The following is a 20493-nucleotide window of genomic DNA, read 5'->3' as shown; positions in this document are numbered from 1 at the left end:
AATTATCCGATTAAAATACTTGTGTTATTCGGTCAAAGCAAAAAAATTCAAAATAAAAAAACTCTTGTATATTAAGAAAAACTATGTTAATATCAAATTGAAACATTGATTTTTCTTTCAAGGGAGTTGAAAATATTGGAAATAATAGGTTTTGAAAAATTATATGATATGGAATACACCTGTGAAATCGAGAGAACAAAATGTTTATGGGGATATATAGATAATAAAAACATCTTAAAACACAGCAGGTTAGATAATGGTCTTATGTATTATCTTGATATTTCGGGGACTCACTATCTTAAAGATGGAACGGCTATCGAAATAAAAAGAGGAGATATTTTATATATTCCTAAAAATTTAAAATATGATACTGTATTTATTCCACACAGTAAATGTTACAAAAACGGAATAAACTCATACCTTATAGATTTCTTGATTTTTGATTCTTTGGGAAATGAGTTTATTCTTAGTGACAGTATAATAAAACTTCCTGTTGACAATAGAAAATATCACGAATTTTTTGATAAGATTAACACTCTTTCCCTATTTGAAAATAAACCTACTATGAAAATAAAGGGATTGTTTTATTCAATGTTGTCAGATATAAGCAACGACATGAGAAACATTGGACACAGTCCTGAAATTTTTGACGAAATTTACAGTTCGCTTATGTATATTGAAGAAAATTACAATAAGAATTTATCTATCCCTGATATTGCATATTCTTATAATTTAAGCGAATCAACTTTCAGAAGATACTTTAAAAGAACAACAGGCCTGTCCCCTGTTGATTACATTAAAAAAATCAGAATGGAACGTGCTGAGGCACTGCTTTCAAGCAATATTTACAGTGTAAAAGATGTTGCAGAACTTGTCGGCATTCCTGATCCTGCATATTTTTCAAAAGTTTATAAAGAATATTATGGTATTTCACCTGTTACTTTGCTTAGGAAAGAAAAATAACATATATAATTGTAATAAGAACCTCACGAAATTCTAAAAGCCAAAGGCTTAAGATTTTCGGAGAACCTTGTTGTGTTAATTCACAATAAGAACCTCACGAAATTCTAAAAGCCAAAGGCTTAAGATTTTCGGAGAACCTTGTTGTGTTAATTCACAATAAGAACCTCACGAAATTCTAAAAGCCAAAGGCTTAAGATTTTCGGGAGGTTCTTATTCAAATATATTTTCTCATATGGTCTATAGCACTCTTTTCAATTCGAGAAACCTGTGCCTGAGAAATATCTATTTCTTCTGCGACCTCCATCTGCGTTCTTCCCTGAAAAAATCTTAAATCAAGAACTTTCTTTTCTCTTTCCGAAAGCCTTGACATTGCCTCATTAAGTGCAATTTCTTCTATCCAGTTAGTGTCAGAATTCTTTTCGTCTTTTACCTGATCCATTACAAAAACTGCATCTCCGCTATCGTTATAAACAGGCTCAAATAAACTCATAGGCTCAACAATTGATTCTAATGCAAAAACAACTTCCTCTTTTTTCATTTCCATTTCTTTTGCAATCTCATCAATTGTTGGCTCCTTTTGATTTTTATTTATAAGTTGTTCTTTAACATTCAGGGCTCTGTATGCTATATCCTTAAGACTTCTGCTTACTCTTATAGAATTATTATCCCTTAAATATCGCCTTACCTCTCCTATTATCATTGGAACTGCATAAGTAGAAAACTGAACATTCTGGCTTAAATCAAAATTGTCAATGGCTTTTATAAGACCTATACAACCTATCTGGAACAAATCGTCCATATATTCGCCTCTTTGTGAAAACCTTTGAATTACACTTAAAACAAGCCTTAAATTGCCATTAACGAACTCTTCTCTTGCTAATTTATCTCCCTCTTTAATTCTTAACATCAACTTTTGCTTTTCCTCCCTTTTTAAAACGGGAAGTGAAGATGTATTTACTCCGCAGATTTCAACTTTATGAAGCATAGATTTCCTCCTAAGTGCAAATTCATTTTATAATTAAATTATTGCCCTAAGGGGATTTATATATACAAAAAACCAACAGTTTAACTGTTGGTTTTTTATAATACATATTAGTTAAGAATTGCTTTTTCAGTTTCTTTATCAAATAAGTGAATTTTGTTAAGATCAAGAGCAACTTTGATAACCTGTTGAGGTTGAGCTGTACTTCTTGGGTTAACTCTTGCAGTAAATTTATTACCTTCATAGTCAAGATATAAGAATCTTTCAGAACCCATAAATTCAGCAACTTCAACTAACATATCAATACAACTGTCAGGTGACATATTGATAAATGCATCTTCATCGTGAAGATTTTCAGGTCTGATACCTAAAACGATTTCTTTGCCGATATATTCATCAAGACCTTCAACAACTTTACCTTCAGGAATTTTAACTGAGTTAGAACCGAATACTACATAGTAGCCATCGTCTTTCTTTTCTAATTTAGAATCGATAAAGTTCATTTGAGGGCTTCCGATAAATCCTGCAACAAACAGATTGTTTGGTGTATCATAAAGATTTTGAGGAGTATCAACCTGTTGAACAATACCATCTTTCATAACAACAATTCTTGTACCCATTGTCATCGCTTCAGTCTGGTCATGAGTAACGTAGATAAATGTTGTATCAAGTTTCTGATGAAGTTTAGAAATTTCAGTTCTCATCTGAACTCTTAATTTAGCATCAAGGTTTGATAGAGGTTCGTCCATAAGGAATACTTTAGGGTTACGAACGATAGCACGACCTAATGCAACTCTCTGTCTCTGACCGCCTGATAATGCTTTAGGTTTTCTTTGTAATAAGTGTTCAATATCAAGAATTTTAGCTGCTTCAGCAACTTTTGCTTTGATTTCTGCTTTTGGAAGTTTCTTTAATTTTAAGCTGAATGCCATATTGTCAAAAACAGTCATATGAGGATAAAGAGCATAACTCTGGAAAACCATCGCTATATCTCTGTCTTTAGGGGCAACAGTGTTAACAAGTTTGTCGCCTATGTATACTTCCCCGTCAGAAATTTCTTCTAAGCCTGCAATCATTCTTAGAGTTGTTGATTTACCGCATCCTGATGGACCAACAAGAATTATAAATTCTCTATCTTCAATTTCAAGATTAAAATTAGAAACAGCTGTAACACCATCAGTGTATTTTTTTGTAACGTTTCTTAGTGATAAACTAGCCATGTTTACATTCCTCCAAATATTAAAATAATTACAATACTATAATACCACAACGAAAAAAATATTTCTATTGAATTATCTTACAAACTTTTTTTAAATTCATTATACATTTTGCCTATAAATTAAAAGAGAAAGTTTTTTTGTTGTTAATTATTACAAACATTTTGCAATTTGTTTGTTTATTTTCAACAAACTTTCGTATTTTGTCTTTTTTTATAACATTTATGCTCAAAATACCCCTGAGAACAAAGTCACTCTCAGGGGTATTACAAGTTTTAAAAACTAATTTTACTATTATACTTTCTTTTCGTACTCATTTTCACGAATTCCGGGGTAATGTTTATCAAGATATTCTTCTCTGTAAGGGTTAACACCTCGTGATATGTTTTCAGGATGAAGAGGCAGTTTCCATCTGTCCTTCTTGAAATACTTGTTATGGAAAGTCTGTTCAATTCTTCCTGATCTTTCAAGCACATCCATACAGGAGCGGATACATCCTCTGGCGCATGCACCACAGTGAAGACAAAGAGTGCCTGTATCTAAAATCGGATCCGGTTCAAGTTCACAATCAGTAAAAGTCAAACCAAGACGAACCCTTGGACCATATTTTTTAGTAAGAAATACTTTTGATCAACCTATTTCTCCAAGACCGCATCCTGCAGCGATTACACGGATACTGCACACAATATCAGGAGGTAGTTTACCTTTGCCTACAGGTTTTCTTGTTGTACCATTTCCTTCAGGTACGGCTGGATAATGAGCAACAGCCTAATATCCGCAATCTTCAATAAAACAAGACAAAGGTAAAGATTTTTATAAAAAATAATAGAGTCAAATTATCTTTTATGATTCACTCGACGTACTTAGTACGCCTTCGGGTGACCCAAAATCAAGGATTTTGGTTAAATTCGTCCATTCTGAAACTTTTTTCCTATCCCCTAAAAGAGGGTGTTTAAAAATGAGTTTTTAAACACCCTCTTATATAATTAGTGCTTTCTTTTTCGTATCTGTTTTAATCTCTAATTTTGATATATCGGTATATGATTCGCCGTCAAGTTGCATATATGACGGAGTATCAAACTCTGCTTTAATACTATTGCCTGTTAAGATTGACACGCTTTTTTTAAGAATCGTGTGTTTACCTTTAAAGACAAGCAGGAAAGCAAGAAGAATTTTAGGTATAGGTGCATTATGAACTACAAGCAGAGATATCTCTCCTTTGTCGCTCATCCTATCCTGTTTTGGCGTCATCATAAATCCACCGCCGCAGTATCTGCCTTTCATAGCACATAAAAACCACACATCATTAAATTTGTACTTTTTATCATCTACCCATACGGTTGCATTTGACCTTTTATAGTCAGAAAATATTCCCTTTAATGCAACTTTTATATAACTTGCATCTTCTTTATCAAAGCGTTTTTCATTAACTTTAGCACACACATAACCATCTATCCCTATTCCGACTCCGTTTATGTACTTCCTTTTTTCGCCGTTTATGAAACAATACGGAATTTTATTTATATGTTCATTAAGAAGAATAAGTTTATTTAAATATCCGATATCCCTGGCAAAGTCATTTCCGTTGCCACAGGGATAAAAATATACATTTTTCTCAAACTCATCATAACAGTTTAAAAAATAATTTAATGTTCCATCTCCGCCTGCAATAATAACCTTTTCATTTTCATCCGTTTCATTAATAAATGATTTTAAATTTTCAATATTTAAAATATTTAAAAACTCAAACTCGTCATCCGTAATAATATCTTTTACGGTTTTTGCAAGTTCCATTCCCCTTTTATTATTGGAAAGAGGATTATAAAGTACATAAGTTTTCCCCATTGTTTTTCTCCGTTTTACAAAAGTTTATTTAAAAAAGGTATTTTTCTTAAAATAAGATAAGTTATAAAAGATAAGCCAGACACCAATAAAAGTAATAATGGTATTGAAAGAAGAGTCGAAACTGCGTTAAGATTAAGACCAAGTTTATCTAAAATTATATTATAAAAATCATGCACAAGGTATATCGTAAAACTTGCATTGGAAACTAAAGAAAAAATTTTATCATTCCTTACATAATGTGAAATTCTTTTTATAAATATAAAAAGTCCTGCAGCCATAAGACTTACATTTACAGTCATCGCCTCTATATATCTTCCCGTAAACTGACCGTGAATTTTCGTTTCGAAAGTTGTCGTTAAAAATGTCACAACTGCCGCTGTAATCGCCATTACAATTATTATATTTTGCGTCTTTTTGGTTAAAGTATATTTATTAAAATAATGTCCTAAAAGAAAATAAAAAAGCATTCCATAAGTAAGATTTATCATATACTGCCCCGTCATACCCTTTCCTATAACATCAAATGGCAATATTGACTTTAAAAATGGTAACAGTATTGCAAATAAATATAAAAATCCTAAAAGATACTCAAAATTTCTTCTTGTTGCCGATTTTAAAAACACTTTCAAAAGAGGTACCAACATATATATAATAACTATTATATAAAGATAATACAAATGGAAATGAGTGTTTAAGGTAAGAAGATTTTCTATCCCTTTTCTGATTTGTGCTTCTTCAAAAACTCCTTTTGAAAAATAGCCTGCCATAATATCAAAAATCTCGTAAGCACACGCAAAAAATATAAGAGTAAGTACAATCCTCAAGATATATTTTGAATACATCTTTTTTACGGAGATTTCCTTTTTTTCGTTTAAAAAGAGCGTTCCACTTACCATTATAAATATCGGCACACTAAAACGCACAGTTGAATTCACAAATGAAGATACAAGATAATCAAAACTTAAATATTCAAAGTTTGAAAAACCTCGCGATGTAATATGTATTAAAAGAACGCCTATTATGGCTATAGTTTTTAAAATATCAAGATATACAACTCTGCCCGTATTTTTTTCGGGCAAAGTTGTATATTCCTTTGTAATCGTATTCATAATTAAATATTATCAAGTGCCTGCTTAAAGTCGGCTATAATATCATCTATATTTTCAAGACCTACAGAAACTCTTATAAGACCTGCATCAATACCTGCTTCTTTTAACTGTTCGTCACTGAGTTGTCTGTGAGTTTCACTTGCAGGATGTAAAACGCAGGTTCGTATATCGGCAACGTGAACAACATTTGATGCTAATTTAAGATTATCCATAAACTTAACTGCTTTTTCTTTTCCGCCGTCAATAATTATCGCAATTACACCACTTGCACCGTTTGGCAGATATTTTTTATAAAGTTCATAATTTTTATCATTTTTAAGTGTAGGATAGCCCACATGCTTAATTTCTTTTCTTGTTTCAAAAAATTCTGCAACTTTTTCTGCGTTTTCACAGTGTTTAGCCATTCTTAAAGGCAGTGTTTCAAGCCCTAAGTTAAGAAGGAATGCACCGTTTGCAGTCTGGCACATACCATAATCTCTCATCATTTGTGCCCTTGCTTTTGCTATATATGCTGCTTTACCGAAATGTTCGGTATAGATAAGTCCGTGATATGATTCGTCCGGCTCATAAAGTTCGGTAAACCCATTCTTCTTCCAGTCGAAATTACCACTGTCAATAATCGCTCCGCCAACCTGAATTGCATGGCCGTCCATATATTTTGTGGTTGAGTGAATAACAATGTCTGCTCCGTATTCGATTGGTCTTAGTAAAACAGGTGTTGCGAAAGTATTGTCGATAATAAAAGGTACATTATTATCATGAGCAAGTTTAACAAACTTTTCAATATCCAAAACATTTATTGTAGGATTGGAAATAGTTTCACCAAAAACTGCTTTTGTATTAGGTTTAACCGCTTTCTGAAGTTCTTCTATAGGAAGTTCAGGGTCTACAAAAGTAACATCAATACCAAGTTTTCTTAGAGTTACATTAAATAAATTATATGTACCACCGTAGATGGTTGAAGAACTTATAAAATGGTCTCCGCTTTTTAATATATTAAGAAGCGAAATAGTTGTAGCCGCCTGACCTGAAGATGTTAAAAGCGCGCCTATACCACCCTCTAAGTCGGCAATTTTATCTTCAACTGCTGCAACAGTCGGATTGGAAAGTCTTGAGTAAAAATGAGCGCTCGCTGAAAAGTCGAACAAATCGCCTATATATTCAGTTGAATCAAAAGTGAATGTTGTACTTTGATATATCGGGAGTGCTCTTGGGTCACCATTTCCCGGTTTGTAACCGGAATGAAGACATTTTGTTTCTATTTTCATTTTTAATTACCTCTTTTCTTTAGGCACTCGGGAGCCAAACCCCCTTATGCCTTAAACTTGTTAAATCTTAATCTTTTTAATTTGGCGTCCTCGTAAGGCGACAGCCTGACTTCGTCCTTCGCATTAAAAATCTTAAAAATTTTCCTACGTTTAAGGTCGAAGAGTTTAAAATTTAGAAATTTTGTTTTAGACAAATAAATTTCAAGGATAATACTTTCGTATATTCGCAGGAATTTCTGCAGGATTAAGCGAAATTTCTAATTTTAAACCATAAGGTGTTCGACTCCCGAGTGCCTAATAACTAATTAAGGAAGTCTTTTAATTTCTTACTTCTTGATGGATGCCTTAATTTTCTTAAGGCTTTTGCTTCAATCTGCCTTATTCTTTCTCTTGTAACATTAAATTCTTTACCTACTTCTTCCAAAGTACGCATCTGCCCGTCTTCCAAACCGAAACGGAGTTTTAATACTCTTGCTTCTCTAGGTGTTAATGTTCCTAAAACTTCCTGGAACTGTTCTTTAAGCAAGGTATATGCTGCGGCATCTGCAGGAGATTGAGCATCTGAGTCCTGAATAAAGTCGCCAAGGTGACTGTCCTCCTCTTCGCCGATAGGGGTTTCCAAAGATACAGGGTCCTGACTGATTTTCTGGATTTCTCTTACCTTTTCAACCGACATATTAAGTTCTTTTGAAAGTTCTTCAGGAGTTGGATCTCTGCCAAGTTCCTGTAACAGTTGTCTTGAAACTCTTAAAAGTTTATTAATTGTTTCTACCATATGAACAGGAATTCTTATAGTTCTTGCCTGGTCAGCAATAGCTCTTGTAATCGCCTGCCTTATCCACCATGTAGCATAAGTAGAAAATTTAAATCCTTTTGTAAAATCAAACTTTTCAACCGCTTTAATCAGACCTAAATTCCCTTCCTGAATTAAGTCTAAAAACAACATACCTCTTCCAACATACCTTTTAGCAATGGATACAACAAGTCTTAAATTTGCTTCTGCAAGCATCTGCTTAGCAGTTTCATCACCTTCTGCCATACGCTGAGCATACATAATCTCTTCTTCCATTGACAAAAGAGGTACTTTACCTATTTCTTTTAAGTACATACGGACATGGTCATCAATGCCAACACCGTCCTGAAGAATAATTTCTTCAACATCCTGTTCTTTAAAGTCCATATCTTCAGGATTGTCACTCTCAGGGTCATTGACAATTTCAACACCCATTTTTTCTAACTTTTCGTAGATTTTTTCAATGTCCTCAACATTTAAATCAATTTCGCTTAAACGGTCATTAAGTTCCCCTAAAGTTATTTTATTATTGGTTTTTGCAAGTTCCAGTAATTCTTTAATAGCCGTTCTTTTACTCACTACCTCAGACATCTGGTTTCTCCTTTCAGTACTATCTTATTATTATACAAATTTTTTTATTTATTATTCATAGATTCCTTATTTCTAAGTTTCATAAGTTGTGCATTCAAGTCTTCCACAGAGTCTGCATTTGCAACATTTTGCTGATTTTTAAGATACTCTATTCGTTTCAAAAGTTCAGAGATATTTTTTTCATTTACCTCGTAGTTTAACTCTTTCATTTTAAATCTTATAATTTTTCCCTTTTCTTTTTCCGAAAGCCTGTCCACAATCATATTAATATCGTATCCGCCTCTTTCTTCCATAAGAGAGGATAACGTGGAAAAAATTTTGTTATAAATTTCAAAAGAGAAATAATTATCACCAAGATGATTTCTAAGTCGTTTAAACCACGTTATATTATTTATAAGAATATTTATAAGTTCCCCTTCGCAAACATCAAGATTATTATTTATTTTATCTACAGATGTTTCCTTTTGCCTTTTTATATTTTCTTTAATTTCCTGCTTTTTTTCTTCATTTCTTTTTGTGAAACTGCTGATTTTTTTAAGTTCTCCGTAAATCAGTTCCTCACTTATATCAAGTTCTCTTGAAATTCTTTTAATATATAGTTCACGCTCCAGCGGGTCAATAACTTTGGTTAAGTGATTGGTTGCGCTTCGTGCATAGGAAATTTTTCCTTCCATTGTGTTTAAATCGTGGTTCAGAATCTCTTTGTTTAAAAGATATTCCATATATGTAGGTGCATTTTTTATAATATTTGAAAAATACTCTTCCCCTGATTTTTTTAAAATTTCATCAGGGTCTTTTCCGCCTTTCAGTATTGCAACATTTACAAATATACCTTCCGAAATTAAATAATCTGCTGCTTTATTTGTTGCGTTTTGCCCTGCTGTATCATTATCATAACAAATCACTACTTTTTTTGCGTATCTTTTTATAAGTTTTGCATGTTCCTCACAAAACGCTGTACCGAGCGAGGCTACAGCATTGTTAAAGCCATATTTATGGAGTGCAATAACATCCATCTGACCTTCTGCAAGTATAATATAATCTTTCTTTGAGTTTTTAGCAAGATTAAGTCCGAATAAGTTCTGCCTTTTCTTAAAGGCTTCAGTTTCGCCTGTGTTAAGGTATTTGGGCAAACTGTCATCCATAACACGTCCGCTGAAAGCAAGTACATTTCCTCTCAAATCTATAACAGGAAATACTATTCTTCCTCTGAAAAAATCATAAACTCCATTTTCCTTTTTAGAAATAACTCCTGCTTTTAACATTGCCCACTCGGAAAATCCTTTGAGTTTTAAATGTTCGTAAAGGTCAGTATATGTACTTTTAGAATACCCCAAGCCAAAATTTTTTATCGTTTTTATATCAAGCCCTCTGTCAGTAAGATACTTAAGAGCATTCTTATCATTCATAAGGTTATTATGAAAATAAATGGCAGAAGCCTTATTTATCTCATAAATATCTTTTTTAAGTTGATGTTCTTTTGAAACTTCGCCGTTTTCTTCAGGAAGATTAACTCCGCCTCTTTCGGCAAGAAATTTAACGGCCTCAATAAAATCAAGATTATTCACTTTTTCAACAAAATTTATGATATTTCCGCCCTCGTGACAGCCAAAACAATAATAAAGCTGATCCTCTTTATTAACAAAAAAAGACGGGGTCTTTTCCTTATGGAAAGGACATAACCCCAGGAATCTGTTTCCGCTTTGCTTAAGGTCGGTATACATTGAAATTAAATCTACAATATCATTTCTTTGTCTGATCTCTTCTAAAAGCATATCATCAAAATATAAAGCCATTTCAATCCTCCGACTATTCTTTCTACTATTTTCTTTCGACAAAAAAAATAAAAATCCTTTTAAAAAAACTAAAACATTTGTTTTGGAACAAAAAATTCCTCAAACAGATTTATTGCATACCTGTCAGTCATACATGCAATATAATCGCATACAACTCTCGAAAGTCCGTCTTCCTCAAGTCTTCTTAAATATTCATCGGGAAGCATATCTTTATTTTTATAAAAATAATTATATAAGAATTTTACTAAATCTTTTGACTTTACCTCTTCTTTTCGTACACTTTGCGACATATAAACCTTTTCAAACATAAACTCTCTGAGTCCGTTTGTGGAAGTAAAAACAGGATCACTCATTTTTATTTCTCCGTCTTTGGAATTTTCTATTATATCTAAAATCATTGTATTTATTCTTTTTGAGTGTTTATTGCCTAAAATTTCACTGTATTTTTTGGGAATATCATCTTTAGAAAGGATGCCTGCACGGATAGCATCGTCAATATCATGGTTTATATAAGCAATCCTGTCTGCCAAGCGAACGACTTTACCCTCGTTGGTTTGGGGGATACCCTTACCTGTATGATTTAAAATTCCATCTCTTACTTCAAAAGTAAGATTAAGACCGTTCTCTTTTTCAAGATAATCCACAACTCTAAGGCTCTGCTCGTTATGAGCAAAACCATTTTCACATATTGAGTCAAGCACTTCTTCACCTATATGCCCAAAAGGTGTATGACCTAAATCATGCCCTAAAGCTATAGCTTCGGTAAGTGTTTCATTAAGGCAAAGACCTCTTGAAATCGCACGGGCAATCTGAGAAACCTCCAAAGTATGAGTAAGCCTTGTTCTGTAGTGGTCTTTGGTAGGCGCTAAGAATACCTGAGTTTTGTGCATAAGACGGCGAAATGCTTTTGAATGAGTTATCCTGTCAGCATCTCTTTGAAAGTCGGTTCTTATATCACAAGGAGTTTCAAAAACCTTTCTCCCTTTCGATTCTCTTGATTTTTTAGCATAACAAGATAAAAATTCATACTCTCTTTCTTCAATCAGTTCTCTTATATTCATAACTAAAGCACCTTTTTTAATTCTTCTTTTAATTTATCCATTGCTTTTCTTCGGTGACTGATTTCATTCTTTTCTTCTTTTGATACCTCTCCGAATGTTTTCTGGAACTTTTCAACAAAGAACAAAGGATCATATCCAAATCCGTTTTCCCCTGTTATTTCATAAAGCAATGTACCTTCACATTCTCCCTCAACTTCAATCACTGTATCATCATCTAATATACAACATATTGCACTTTTAAACCATGCTTTTCTGTTTGTAACATCTTTCATTTCCTCTAAAAGTTTTATGCATCTGTCACGGTCATCAAGTCCTTCTCCGCCGTAACGTGCAGAATAAACTCCGGGAGCACCGTCCAGTGCATCAACGCAAAGTCCCGAATCATCTGCAATTGTAGGTAATTTTACCATATCGTAAATTGCCTTTGCTTTTATATATGAGTTTTCTTTAAATGTAGTACCTGTTTCTTCCACATCGCACTCAATCCCCATTTCTTTTAAAGAAACGGCTTCATGCCCCATCATAGAAAGAATAAGGTTAAAATCTTTAACTTTGCCCGGATTACCTGTTGCTATTACGAATTTCATCATAATCATTCCTTTCTTATGTATCTGAATTCACTCAGACACTACACCCCAAGATAGTATAACATATATTGTCATAAATTGTAAAGGAAATCATTAGGAATTGATAAAAAGTCTTTTTTTTGCTATAATTTAATCTGTATTATAAAAGAAAGGAGGTAACCGTGAAAAAAATATTACTTATTATAACTATTTTAACTGCACTTTTAAGTTCAAATGTGTGCGCAAACACACATTATGGTTATGATATACCCGTTACAGTTTCTGTAAACAGCAACGTTTTAGATACGGATAACGCAAGTTTTATAATAAATAATACTGCTTATGCACCTGTAAGGTTTATATTAAATGCCCTGGGAATTTATGAAATGGAGTGGAAAGACGACGAAAAAAGCGTTACTTTTTCTTATGAGGGAAAAGATGTTAAACTATACGCAGGTTATAAATACGCTTTTGTTAACGGAGAAAAAATTCCCGTTTCAAATAATATTGTTCTGAAAAATAAAAGAACACTTGCACCAATACGTTTTATATCGGAACTTTTTGATTTTAATGTTAACTGGAGTGATACTTTTTACATTGTTGATTTATCCAAAGAAAATATAGAAATTGATGAAAGTTTAATTGAAAAAGATTACTCTTTGGAAGATATAGTATGGTTATCAAGAATAATTGAAGCAGAAAGTTCAGGAGAGCCTTTTAGCGGTAAAATTGCAGTGGGGAACGTTATCTTAAACCGTGTAGAAAGCAAAGACTTTCCCGATACAATTTATGATGTAATTTTTGATAACAATTACGGAATTCAGTTTCAGCCTGTCGCAAATAACTCAATTTATAATACACCCTCCCGCGACAGCGTTTTAGCAGGTAAACTGGCTATAAGAGATACTAATATTGCAGGGGAAAGCCTTTATTTTTTAAATCCTAAGAAAGCATCAAACTTCTGGATAATAAATAACCGAACTTATCATAAGACGATAAATAATCATGACTTCTATTTATAATCATAGTCAGAATGGACGCAATGGGGTCTGTCCCTTTTGCGTCCATTTCGTTTTGTAATTCATTAGTTTTTCGTGAGTTTCTTATTTTCGATCTTTTGCTGCTTTTCTTAATGCAAGAATTCTGTTCATTTCGTTATATACAATCATAAATCCTTCGTCAACGCCCATTCCCGGTTTTGCTAAAATCTGGTCGGGTACGGTTGCCATAGCGCAATGAACACATACTCTTGCGCTTCGGTCAGTTTCATTACAGGTACCACCCTGATATGCGCCTATTCCTTTTTCTTTACAGTAAAGCACCGCTTCAATAGTATTATTTATACCACCAAGGTCAGGAGTTTTAATCTGCACCATATGCCCTGCTTTATTATCTGCAAAAAGTTTTATATCTTCCAAAGTATTGCACCATTCGTCTGCAACAAGTTCAACATCTATTTTACGGTCGTCTATTTCCTTTGTAAGTTTAGAAAGTGCTGTAAGTTGTGCTTCACGGTCGCTGTCGCAATCCATAGGACCTTCAATACGAAGTTTAAACGGTTTTGCAGCATCAGAAAGCGTCTTAATATAGTCTGCCATAGCCTTATAGTTATTATTACCAAACACTGCCCCGATTGTTCCGTATACATCTATATGAATAACAGGACTATAGTTTTCATCCATACGGAAATCAAGTATTCTGTTACGAAGCCATGTTACATATTCTAAAAGTTTTTCTCCGTTTTTACCCAATTTTGTTTCCACATTATTTATAAGAGCATGAGGTAAAACCTGAGCACCTTTTAAAATCATTTTATCCGAATTATCATAACGGTCATCGCCTGACTGCGTGAAAATTGCTAAAGGCTTTTCAGTTATTTCGCAGTTATATTCTTCTGCAACTATTTCACACATCATTTTACCTTTTGCTTTTGCCACAGCATCTAAAATAGCCTGTGAAACGCCATAGCGAATTGCAGTATGAAGGCGTTTTCCATCAACTGATATTGCTTCCATCATTTCGGTAAGTTCTCTAAAACTGTCAGCCTCTTTGCCTACAAGTTCAGGCTTTATGTATTTATAAATAACCGGAATAAATTCTTCCGCTAAAAAAAGTGGATCTCTTCCTCCTGCACCTGAATACTGAACTGCGGCACAATCTCCGTATGCCACTTGCCCGTCTTCAAGTATAATCATAACTGAAATTGATTCTCCCGCCTGACGAACTGCAGTAAATTTATCAGTAACAGGAGTTCCAACATAAAATGCACCATCGTGACCTGCGCCTTGTTTTATAGCACGCTGGTCATCAAAATAAAACCCTGTACGTCCTCCGGAACATACTACATCTATAATTTTCATAATTTAACTCTCCTCATTTTAATATTTAGGACGTCCAACCAAACGACCTTTTCCAATAGCATAAACATCATCAATTACCATCTGGAATGATGCTTTCCTGTTTTCATAAACTGCTCTTTTTTCTATCTTTTCTTTGTGGAAATCTATAAGTTCCTTACTAAAAGGAAGGTTTCCTATATTCAGTATTCTGACTGCACCATCATTATCACGGCAAGGAAGCATTTTACCAGCATTTACTCGGCAAGGAGCAAACGGAACATCTAAAACTCCCGCTTCAACACCTCTGCATACCCCAACTGCAATATCTCCGCTGCCAAGTTCAAAGCATTTGTCAACAATTGCTCTTGTTTCTTTTCTGATTATTTCCTTTTCGTCCTCTAAAACATTTGAATTAAATGTCTGATCAGAAAGCATATTAACAACTTGTTTTGTGCATCTTAAGCCCTCTGCATTGGCTTCCATAGTAGGAATACCAACTGCTTCGTGAGGAGTTTTAACAATAACTTTTGTTGCTTTTGACAAAGCAGCAATAAGACTTCCCGAAGATATTACACCAAACGCTTTTGCTTCATCGGCAGGGAAACCGCCCATCCATTGATGCAATACTGTTGTAACACAAACATCGTTATATCCGTATTTCAAAAGATATTCATCTGTCAGTTCCTGTAATGTTCTTATAGCAGCAATATCCTGCACAAGATTACCACACTGACCGTAACCAACTGTTATATTTTTTACTCCCTGTTCGGCTGCAAGAAGTGCTTCAACAATCGCTGCCGCATGAGAAATACAGGGAGGAACCAATGTACCGGTAAGAGGTCCGTATGGTTCTCGGTTTATAGACACTCCCATTTCTTCATAAAGACCTGTCAGACGGTCAACATATTGCCAGTCACGGATTGTTCTTTCCATTGGAACATCTTTACAATACGGAAGATTGTAAGAAATACCTCCCCCTTCATAACTTGTAAATCCACCGGCAAAAGTAATCTCAGTAAGCAATCTTGCATCAGGAGTACCATGACGCACCTGCATTGGTACATTCACACTTTCAACAACCTGACGGCATTTTTTTACACCATGATTAACAGCAGGAAAACCATTAAGCATTGCTCTATTTAAACGAATAGATTCATTTATGCCGTTTTCCGCTTCTTCGTATCGGTTTTGCCTTGTGTAACTGTCAATAGTTGAAGGAAGTAAATCTGCTTCTCCTTCCTTTTCAAGATACTGCATAAGTTTTATATGTTCTTCCACAACTGGAACACCTGCACGAGGCTGTACCAAAGTTCTTCCGTCACGTTTCGCATCAAGAAGTTTTTTGGAAAATCTTCTTTCCTCAGGCATATTTTTGTGATATTCTACTGCTTCTTCTATATCAACATCTTTCCCGGTAGGCCATTGTTTAAGGACTTCCTCACGCAGACAGTTAAACTCATCTAAAGAAAGACGTTTGTTTTTAATCTCCATAGTTTTTTATCTCCTTTTTCATAATTCTTAAGGCGGTTTTCGGATAATAGGACGATAAAAGTCCCATAGCCGCCAAAATATATTTTTTATCTACCCTGACATTTAATTCGTAAGGTCTTAAAGATGCAGGATTGTTCTTTGAATACTTGGCAAATTCGGCAATATCTACAGTTTTTTTTGCGTGAATAAGGCTTCCGCCCGTTACAACAATTTGTTTCACTTTAGTAAGATTTTTGCCTTCCTGCACAAAAGTCTGACCCATCATAGTATATGTTTCGGATATTTTCCCTGCATGTCGGTTAACCGCCTCGTCAACCGCACAGGAAGCAAGAGAAAAATCAAGTGCTTCAAGTTCCGTATCCCCATTTGGTACCATCTCGGTATTTGTTTTAAGTTTTTCTATTAATTCCAAAGCCCTTTCTTCGCTTAGTCCTGAAAGTAAAGATATCTTATTTATTCCCAGAGCATCTACAATCCCCTGTGCTCCGTATCTCATACCGATATCCCCTTCAACTGTTCTTTTTGCATAAGGCTCAGGAAGTCCTTTGTATACTGTATTCATATGTTCGGGCATTCCGTCTGCAATGGAATAAACATCAGTTGTCGCTCCGCCCACGTCTACTGCTATCAGTTCTCCGATACCCATTTCGTCTTCAAAACCGCAAGACAGAAGTTTCAAAGCATTAAGCACGGAAGACGGTGTAGGCATCATAATATCTGACAGAAGATCTGAAACCTTACTTAATCCTTTAGCATAAATAATATGATTTAAAAATATTTCTCTTATTTTGTTTTGCGCAGGTTCAATATTTAGTACGCCGAATTTCGGCATTACATTTTCACAAACATAAACCTCACAACCTTCCAGTATCTCCTGGCACTCTTTTGATGCAGTCCGATTACCTGCTATTATAATGGGAAATTCGGGTTTTAACTTAGCAAGCATACGTGCATTATGGATAATACATTCTTTGTTGCCGCCGTCAGTTCCTCCGACAAGTAAAAATATATCGGGACTTAATCTTAAAATTTCTTCTATATCTTCATCCGTTAACTCAAAAGAATATGTACCTACCGCCTTGGCACCTGCTCCCAGTGTCGCAAGTCTGGATGCTTCAACTGTAAGTTCGGGAACAAGCCCACTCGTTACCATACGAAGTCCTCCTGCAGCAGAGGAACAAGCATAACAGGCATCATATTTTATTTCTCCTGTTATTTTCTCAAGTTTTTTAAGGCCTTCATTTAAGCCTTCGTTTATATCCGTTTCTACTGTTGTATATGCTGATGCTGTGCCTATAATTTCTTCTTTCTCAAGGTCTACACCCGTAAGTTTTGTATATGTACTGCCAAAATCAATCAGCAAGACATTTTTCATTATTTGCCACCATCCATATCAAGAAGTTCATAGAGTGCTTCTATTGCGGTTTCAGGAGGTGTTCCCGGTGGAAACGCACGGTCAAATCCCATTTCCTTAAATCGTTTTTCAACATCGGAAAATTTTTGTTTGCCTATAACAATATTTCCACCCACTATAAGAGGGATCCCTTTAAGGCCTGCCTCATCGCACTTCTCTCTCATTCCCCTGCAATCAAGTTCGCCCTGACCATAAAGAGATGATACAACTATAGCATCTGCTCCCGATTCAATCGCTGCAGAAATATACTCTTCTTGTGAAACCATAACACCTAAATTTACAACATCAAATCCCGCTTCCGTAAAAGCATGGTACAAAATCTTATTGCCCACTGCATGGACATCAGCACCGATAACACCTATTACCAGTATCTTTTTCTTATTTTCGCTCATATCAATACCCCACTGTAATATAATTGTTATATACCTATATATTACAATGGGATATATCTTTTTGTCAAGAGAAAGTTAAGTATTTTTAAAATATTTATATTTATATCATTTTCGAGTCGCGAACTTTTTTGATTTTCGTTTCAAGATACATAACAGAACCTTCGTCCATCTCGTAATTACATTCTACAATAGAGCCATCAAAAGCCGAAATGCTCTTTACCGTTTCAGTATCAAAATACTTCTCGTAATTTTTCGGAAGAAGTATTGTACTTTTACCTTTAAGATATTTTTCAAGTTCCGACCTTTCACCTACAATAAGAGGAGCCTCTACGGTTACTTCCTCTGCATACATTGAGCACGTATTATAAATAAGTCCGGCAAAACGTTCGCTATATCCCACAATACCTGTCTTTTCACTTTTTTTAAGTTTAATTATATGAGATAAAGAACGGGCAGACGGTCTCAATGCCACACGGACAATTCTTTTTTTATCAGGAACGATACTTTCAAGATAATCCGAGTGCAACGATGTGGTAACAATCAAATCGTAGTTTTCATTAAGTTTATATGGATATTGTTTTATACTATCGAGAGTATATGAATATAAATCAACCTCATCTATGTGCCTCAACTGTTCCGACATCTGCGACAGATTTTCAGGATTACATTCAACCACCGCAATCTTTACATTCGCTTCCTCCTGAGAACGCTCACGGAGTTTCAGATTAAGGAAAATATTTATTTCAGAAGGGGAAAGTCCCATACCTTCCAATTTATCAAGCATATCATCAATAGCCTCCATAGCCTGCTCTTTTCTGCTCCCTGAATTTGCAGGCTGATACTTTACAAAAGTACCTCTCCCCTGCACCTTTTCCACAATTCCCATTCTTTCAAGTTCGTCATAAGCTCGCTTAACCGTTCCTCTTGCTACACCGACTTTTGAGGTCATTTCAAAAACAGTAGGAAGTTGCACACCTGAAATAAGATTGCCACTTTTTATATCAACACAAATGGCATCAACAAGTTGTTGGTATATAGGAATATCAAGTTCCGTATTTATTTTATAAATCGTTTTCATAAAACCACCCTTGTAATAAATAATTGTTATATACCAATTATACTCCTTTATGCAATTTTGTCAAGTCAAATTGGCACAATCAAATCAATAAATGGACGCAATGGGGTCTGTCCCTTTTGCGTCCATTTGTTGATATTTTAAAAAGAATGGAAAGTAAATTACAATCCATTCTTAAGTTTCTTAACCTATTTTGTTTTAAGATAATTTTTTCTTCCTGTTTCGTAAAGATTATTTCCCTCGCTATCAATTACAACAATAACAGGAAAATCTTCCACTTCAAGTCTTCTTATTGCTTCTGCACCCAAATCATCATAAGCAATAACCTCTGCTTTTTTCACGCATCTTGAAAGAAGCGCTCCACATCCGCCAATTGCTCCAAAATATACTGCACCATACTCTTTCATCGCATCGACAACCGCAGGACCTCTTTTCCCTTTACCTATCATTCCCGTCTGCCCCTTTTTAATAAGTTCGGGACTATAAGCATCCATACGGTATGATGTCGTAGGCCCACAAGATCCTATAGCCTGACCAGGTTTTTCAGGTGTTGGTCCAACAAAATATATAATACTATTCTTTATATCAAAAGGAAATTCTTCGCCTCTTTCTATAAGTTCACAAAGTCTTTTATGAGCAGCATCTCTTGCAGTGTAAATTACCCCTGTAATAAGGCAACTGTCTCCTGCTTTTAGTTTTTTAACATCTTCTCTTTTTAAAGGTGTTTTTATCACAACTGACATTTATATCACCTCCGTTTTATGCCTTGTAACATGGCAATTGATATTAACAGCAACAGGAAGTCCTGCAATATGTGTAGGATATTTTTCAATATTGACTGCAAGTGCTGTAGTTCTTCCTCCAAATCCTTGAGGCCCGATGCCAAGTGCATTTATTTTATCTAAAAGTTCTTTTTCCAAATCAGCATAAAACTCGTCGCTATTCCTTTCATCAAGAGGTCTTAAAAGCGCTTTTTTAGAAAGCAAAGCGGCTTTGTCAAAAGTTCCTCCTATGCCAACACCTACAACAATAGGTGGACAAGGATTAGGTCCTGCTTCTTCCACTGCTTTAATTACAAATTCCTTAACACCCTCTATTCCGTCAGACGGGCGAAGCATAGCAATTTTGCTCATATTTTCACTACCAAAGCCTTTTGGAGCAACCGTAATCTCAATTTTATCTCCAGGAACCAATTCAAAATAGATAAATGCAGGCGTGTTATCCCCTGTATTAACTCTTAATAGAGGATCGTCAACTACGCTTTTTCGTAAATATCCATCACAGTAGCCTTGTCCTACGCCCTCATTTACAGCATCGGTAATATCACCGTTTATATGTACATCCTGACCTATTTTTAAAAATACACAGGCAACACCTGTATCCTGGCAAACAGGTTGATTTTTTTCATCTGCTATTTCGTAATTCTCAATAATTCTGTCTAAAATTTCTTTTGCCTGATCCCAATCTTCATTTAAACGGCATTTTTTTATGCACTCTTTAACATCAACCGTTAAATGGCAATTCGCTTCAATACACAGTTTTTTCACCGTTTTGGTGATTATTTCAGCATTAATTTCTCTCATTTTAATTT

19 protein-coding genes are annotated in these 20493 nt (G+C 34.6%); 2 read left to right on the top strand and 17 right to left on the bottom strand.

The genetic code is table 11. The annotated features are described in order from the left end of the window. Nucleotides 1-135: 135 nt before the first annotated feature. On the top strand, nt 136-963 hold the full coding sequence (locus E7419_03195; protein ID MBE7014198.1) for an AraC family transcriptional regulator: 828 nt from the start codon (nt 136-138) through the stop codon (nt 961-963). Between the two features lie 214 nt (nt 964-1177). On the opposite strand, the gene sigG is transcribed toward E7419_03195, so the two are convergent. The 10 genes from sigG to E7419_03145 form a co-directional block, all read right to left on the bottom strand. Then, the gene (gene sigG / locus E7419_03190; protein ID MBE7014197.1) at nt 1178-1948 is read right to left on the bottom strand and encodes an RNA polymerase sporulation sigma factor SigG; all 771 of its coding nucleotides are present in this window, start codon (nt 1946-1948) and stop codon (nt 1178-1180) included. A 107-nt stretch (nt 1949-2055) separates the two neighbouring features. Continuing rightward, nucleotides 2056-3165, bottom strand: a complete 1110-nt coding sequence (ugpC, locus tag E7419_03185) for a sn-glycerol-3-phosphate ABC transporter ATP-binding protein UgpC (protein MBE7014196.1) — start codon at nt 3163-3165, stop codon at nt 2056-2058. A 291-nt stretch (nt 3166-3456) separates the two neighbouring features. Further along, a complete protein-coding gene (locus E7419_03180; GenBank protein MBE7014195.1) occupies nt 3457-3744 on the bottom strand; it encodes a hypothetical protein in 288 nt (95 codons plus the stop codon). Nucleotides 3745-4140: 396 nt separating this feature from the next. Next, the gene (locus tag E7419_03175; GenBank protein ID MBE7014194.1) at nt 4141-5007 is read right to left on the bottom strand and encodes a hypothetical protein; all 867 of its coding nucleotides are present in this window, start codon (nt 5005-5007) and stop codon (nt 4141-4143) included. A 14-nt stretch (nt 5008-5021) separates the two neighbouring features. Further along, entirely contained in the window at nt 5022-6116 is a 1095-nt protein-coding gene (locus E7419_03170) for an acyltransferase (GenBank protein MBE7014193.1), read from the bottom strand. A gap of 2 nt (nt 6117-6118) precedes the next feature. Continuing rightward, on the bottom strand, nt 6119-7384 hold the full coding sequence (locus E7419_03165; GenBank protein MBE7014192.1) for an O-acetylhomoserine aminocarboxypropyltransferase/cysteine synthase: 1266 nt from the start codon (nt 7382-7384) through the stop codon (nt 6119-6121). Between the two features lie 301 nt (nt 7385-7685). After that, the gene (rpoD, locus tag E7419_03160; protein MBE7014191.1) at nt 7686-8768 is read right to left on the bottom strand and encodes an RNA polymerase sigma factor RpoD; all 1083 of its coding nucleotides are present in this window, start codon (nt 8766-8768) and stop codon (nt 7686-7688) included. A 44-nt stretch (nt 8769-8812) separates the two neighbouring features. Beyond that, entirely contained in the window at nt 8813-10564 is a 1752-nt protein-coding gene (locus tag E7419_03155; protein MBE7014190.1) for a DNA primase, read from the bottom strand. A gap of 68 nt (nt 10565-10632) precedes the next feature. Continuing rightward, on the bottom strand, nt 10633-11625 hold the full coding sequence (locus E7419_03150) for a deoxyguanosinetriphosphate triphosphohydrolase (GenBank protein MBE7014189.1): 993 nt from the start codon (nt 11623-11625) through the stop codon (nt 10633-10635). 2 nt (nt 11626-11627) lie between these two features. After that, on the bottom strand, nt 11628-12212 hold the full coding sequence (locus E7419_03145; GenBank protein ID MBE7014188.1) for an XTP/dITP diphosphatase: 585 nt from the start codon (nt 12210-12212) through the stop codon (nt 11628-11630). Between the two features lie 161 nt (nt 12213-12373). Between E7419_03145 and E7419_03140 the strand changes: the two genes are divergently transcribed. After that, a complete protein-coding gene (locus E7419_03140) occupies nt 12374-13213 on the top strand; it encodes a hypothetical protein (protein MBE7014187.1) in 840 nt (279 codons plus the stop codon). A gap of 81 nt (nt 13214-13294) precedes the next feature. On the opposite strand, the gene E7419_03135 is transcribed toward E7419_03140, so the two are convergent. The 7 genes from E7419_03135 to E7419_03105 form a co-directional block, all read right to left on the bottom strand. Beyond that, the gene (locus E7419_03135; GenBank protein ID MBE7014186.1) at nt 13295-14551 is read right to left on the bottom strand and encodes a methylaspartate ammonia-lyase; all 1257 of its coding nucleotides are present in this window, start codon (nt 14549-14551) and stop codon (nt 13295-13297) included. 18 nt (nt 14552-14569) lie between these two features. Then, nucleotides 14570-16021, bottom strand: a complete 1452-nt coding sequence (locus E7419_03130; GenBank protein MBE7014185.1) for a methylaspartate mutase subunit E — start codon at nt 16019-16021, stop codon at nt 14570-14572. Then, nucleotides 16011-17396, bottom strand: coding sequence for a MutL protein (locus E7419_03125; protein MBE7014184.1), 1386 nt, complete (start codon nt 17394-17396; stop codon nt 16011-16013). The genes E7419_03130 and E7419_03125 overlap by 11 nt, the downstream gene beginning before the upstream one ends. Next, nucleotides 17396-17827: a methylaspartate mutase subunit S gene (locus E7419_03120; GenBank protein ID MBE7014183.1), complete on the bottom strand. Its 432-nt coding sequence runs from the start codon at nt 17825-17827 to the stop codon at nt 17396-17398. The genes E7419_03125 and E7419_03120 overlap by 1 nt, the downstream gene beginning before the upstream one ends. Nucleotides 17828-17927: 100 nt before the next feature. Beyond that, nucleotides 17928-18905, bottom strand: a complete 978-nt coding sequence (locus E7419_03115; GenBank protein ID MBE7014182.1) for a GntR family transcriptional regulator — start codon at nt 18903-18905, stop codon at nt 17928-17930. 185 nt (nt 18906-19090) lie between these two features. Further along, nucleotides 19091-19645 (bottom strand): Fe-S-containing hydro-lyase, encoded by a 555-nt coding sequence (locus E7419_03110; protein ID MBE7014181.1) that lies wholly within the window; start codon nt 19643-19645, stop codon nt 19091-19093. Further along, nucleotides 19646-20485, bottom strand: a complete 840-nt coding sequence (locus E7419_03105) for a fumarate hydratase (protein ID MBE7014180.1) — start codon at nt 20483-20485, stop codon at nt 19646-19648. It lies immediately after the preceding gene. Between the last annotated feature and the right edge of the window lie 8 nt (nt 20486-20493).

The sequence above is a fragment of the Oscillospiraceae bacterium genome (assembly GCA_015068525.1).
Classification (GTDB): domain Bacteria; phylum Bacillota; class Clostridia; order UMGS1840; family HGM11507; genus SIG450.
Note: the sequence above shows the minus strand (reverse complement) of the source record. Positions and strands in the feature narration are given on the sequence as shown.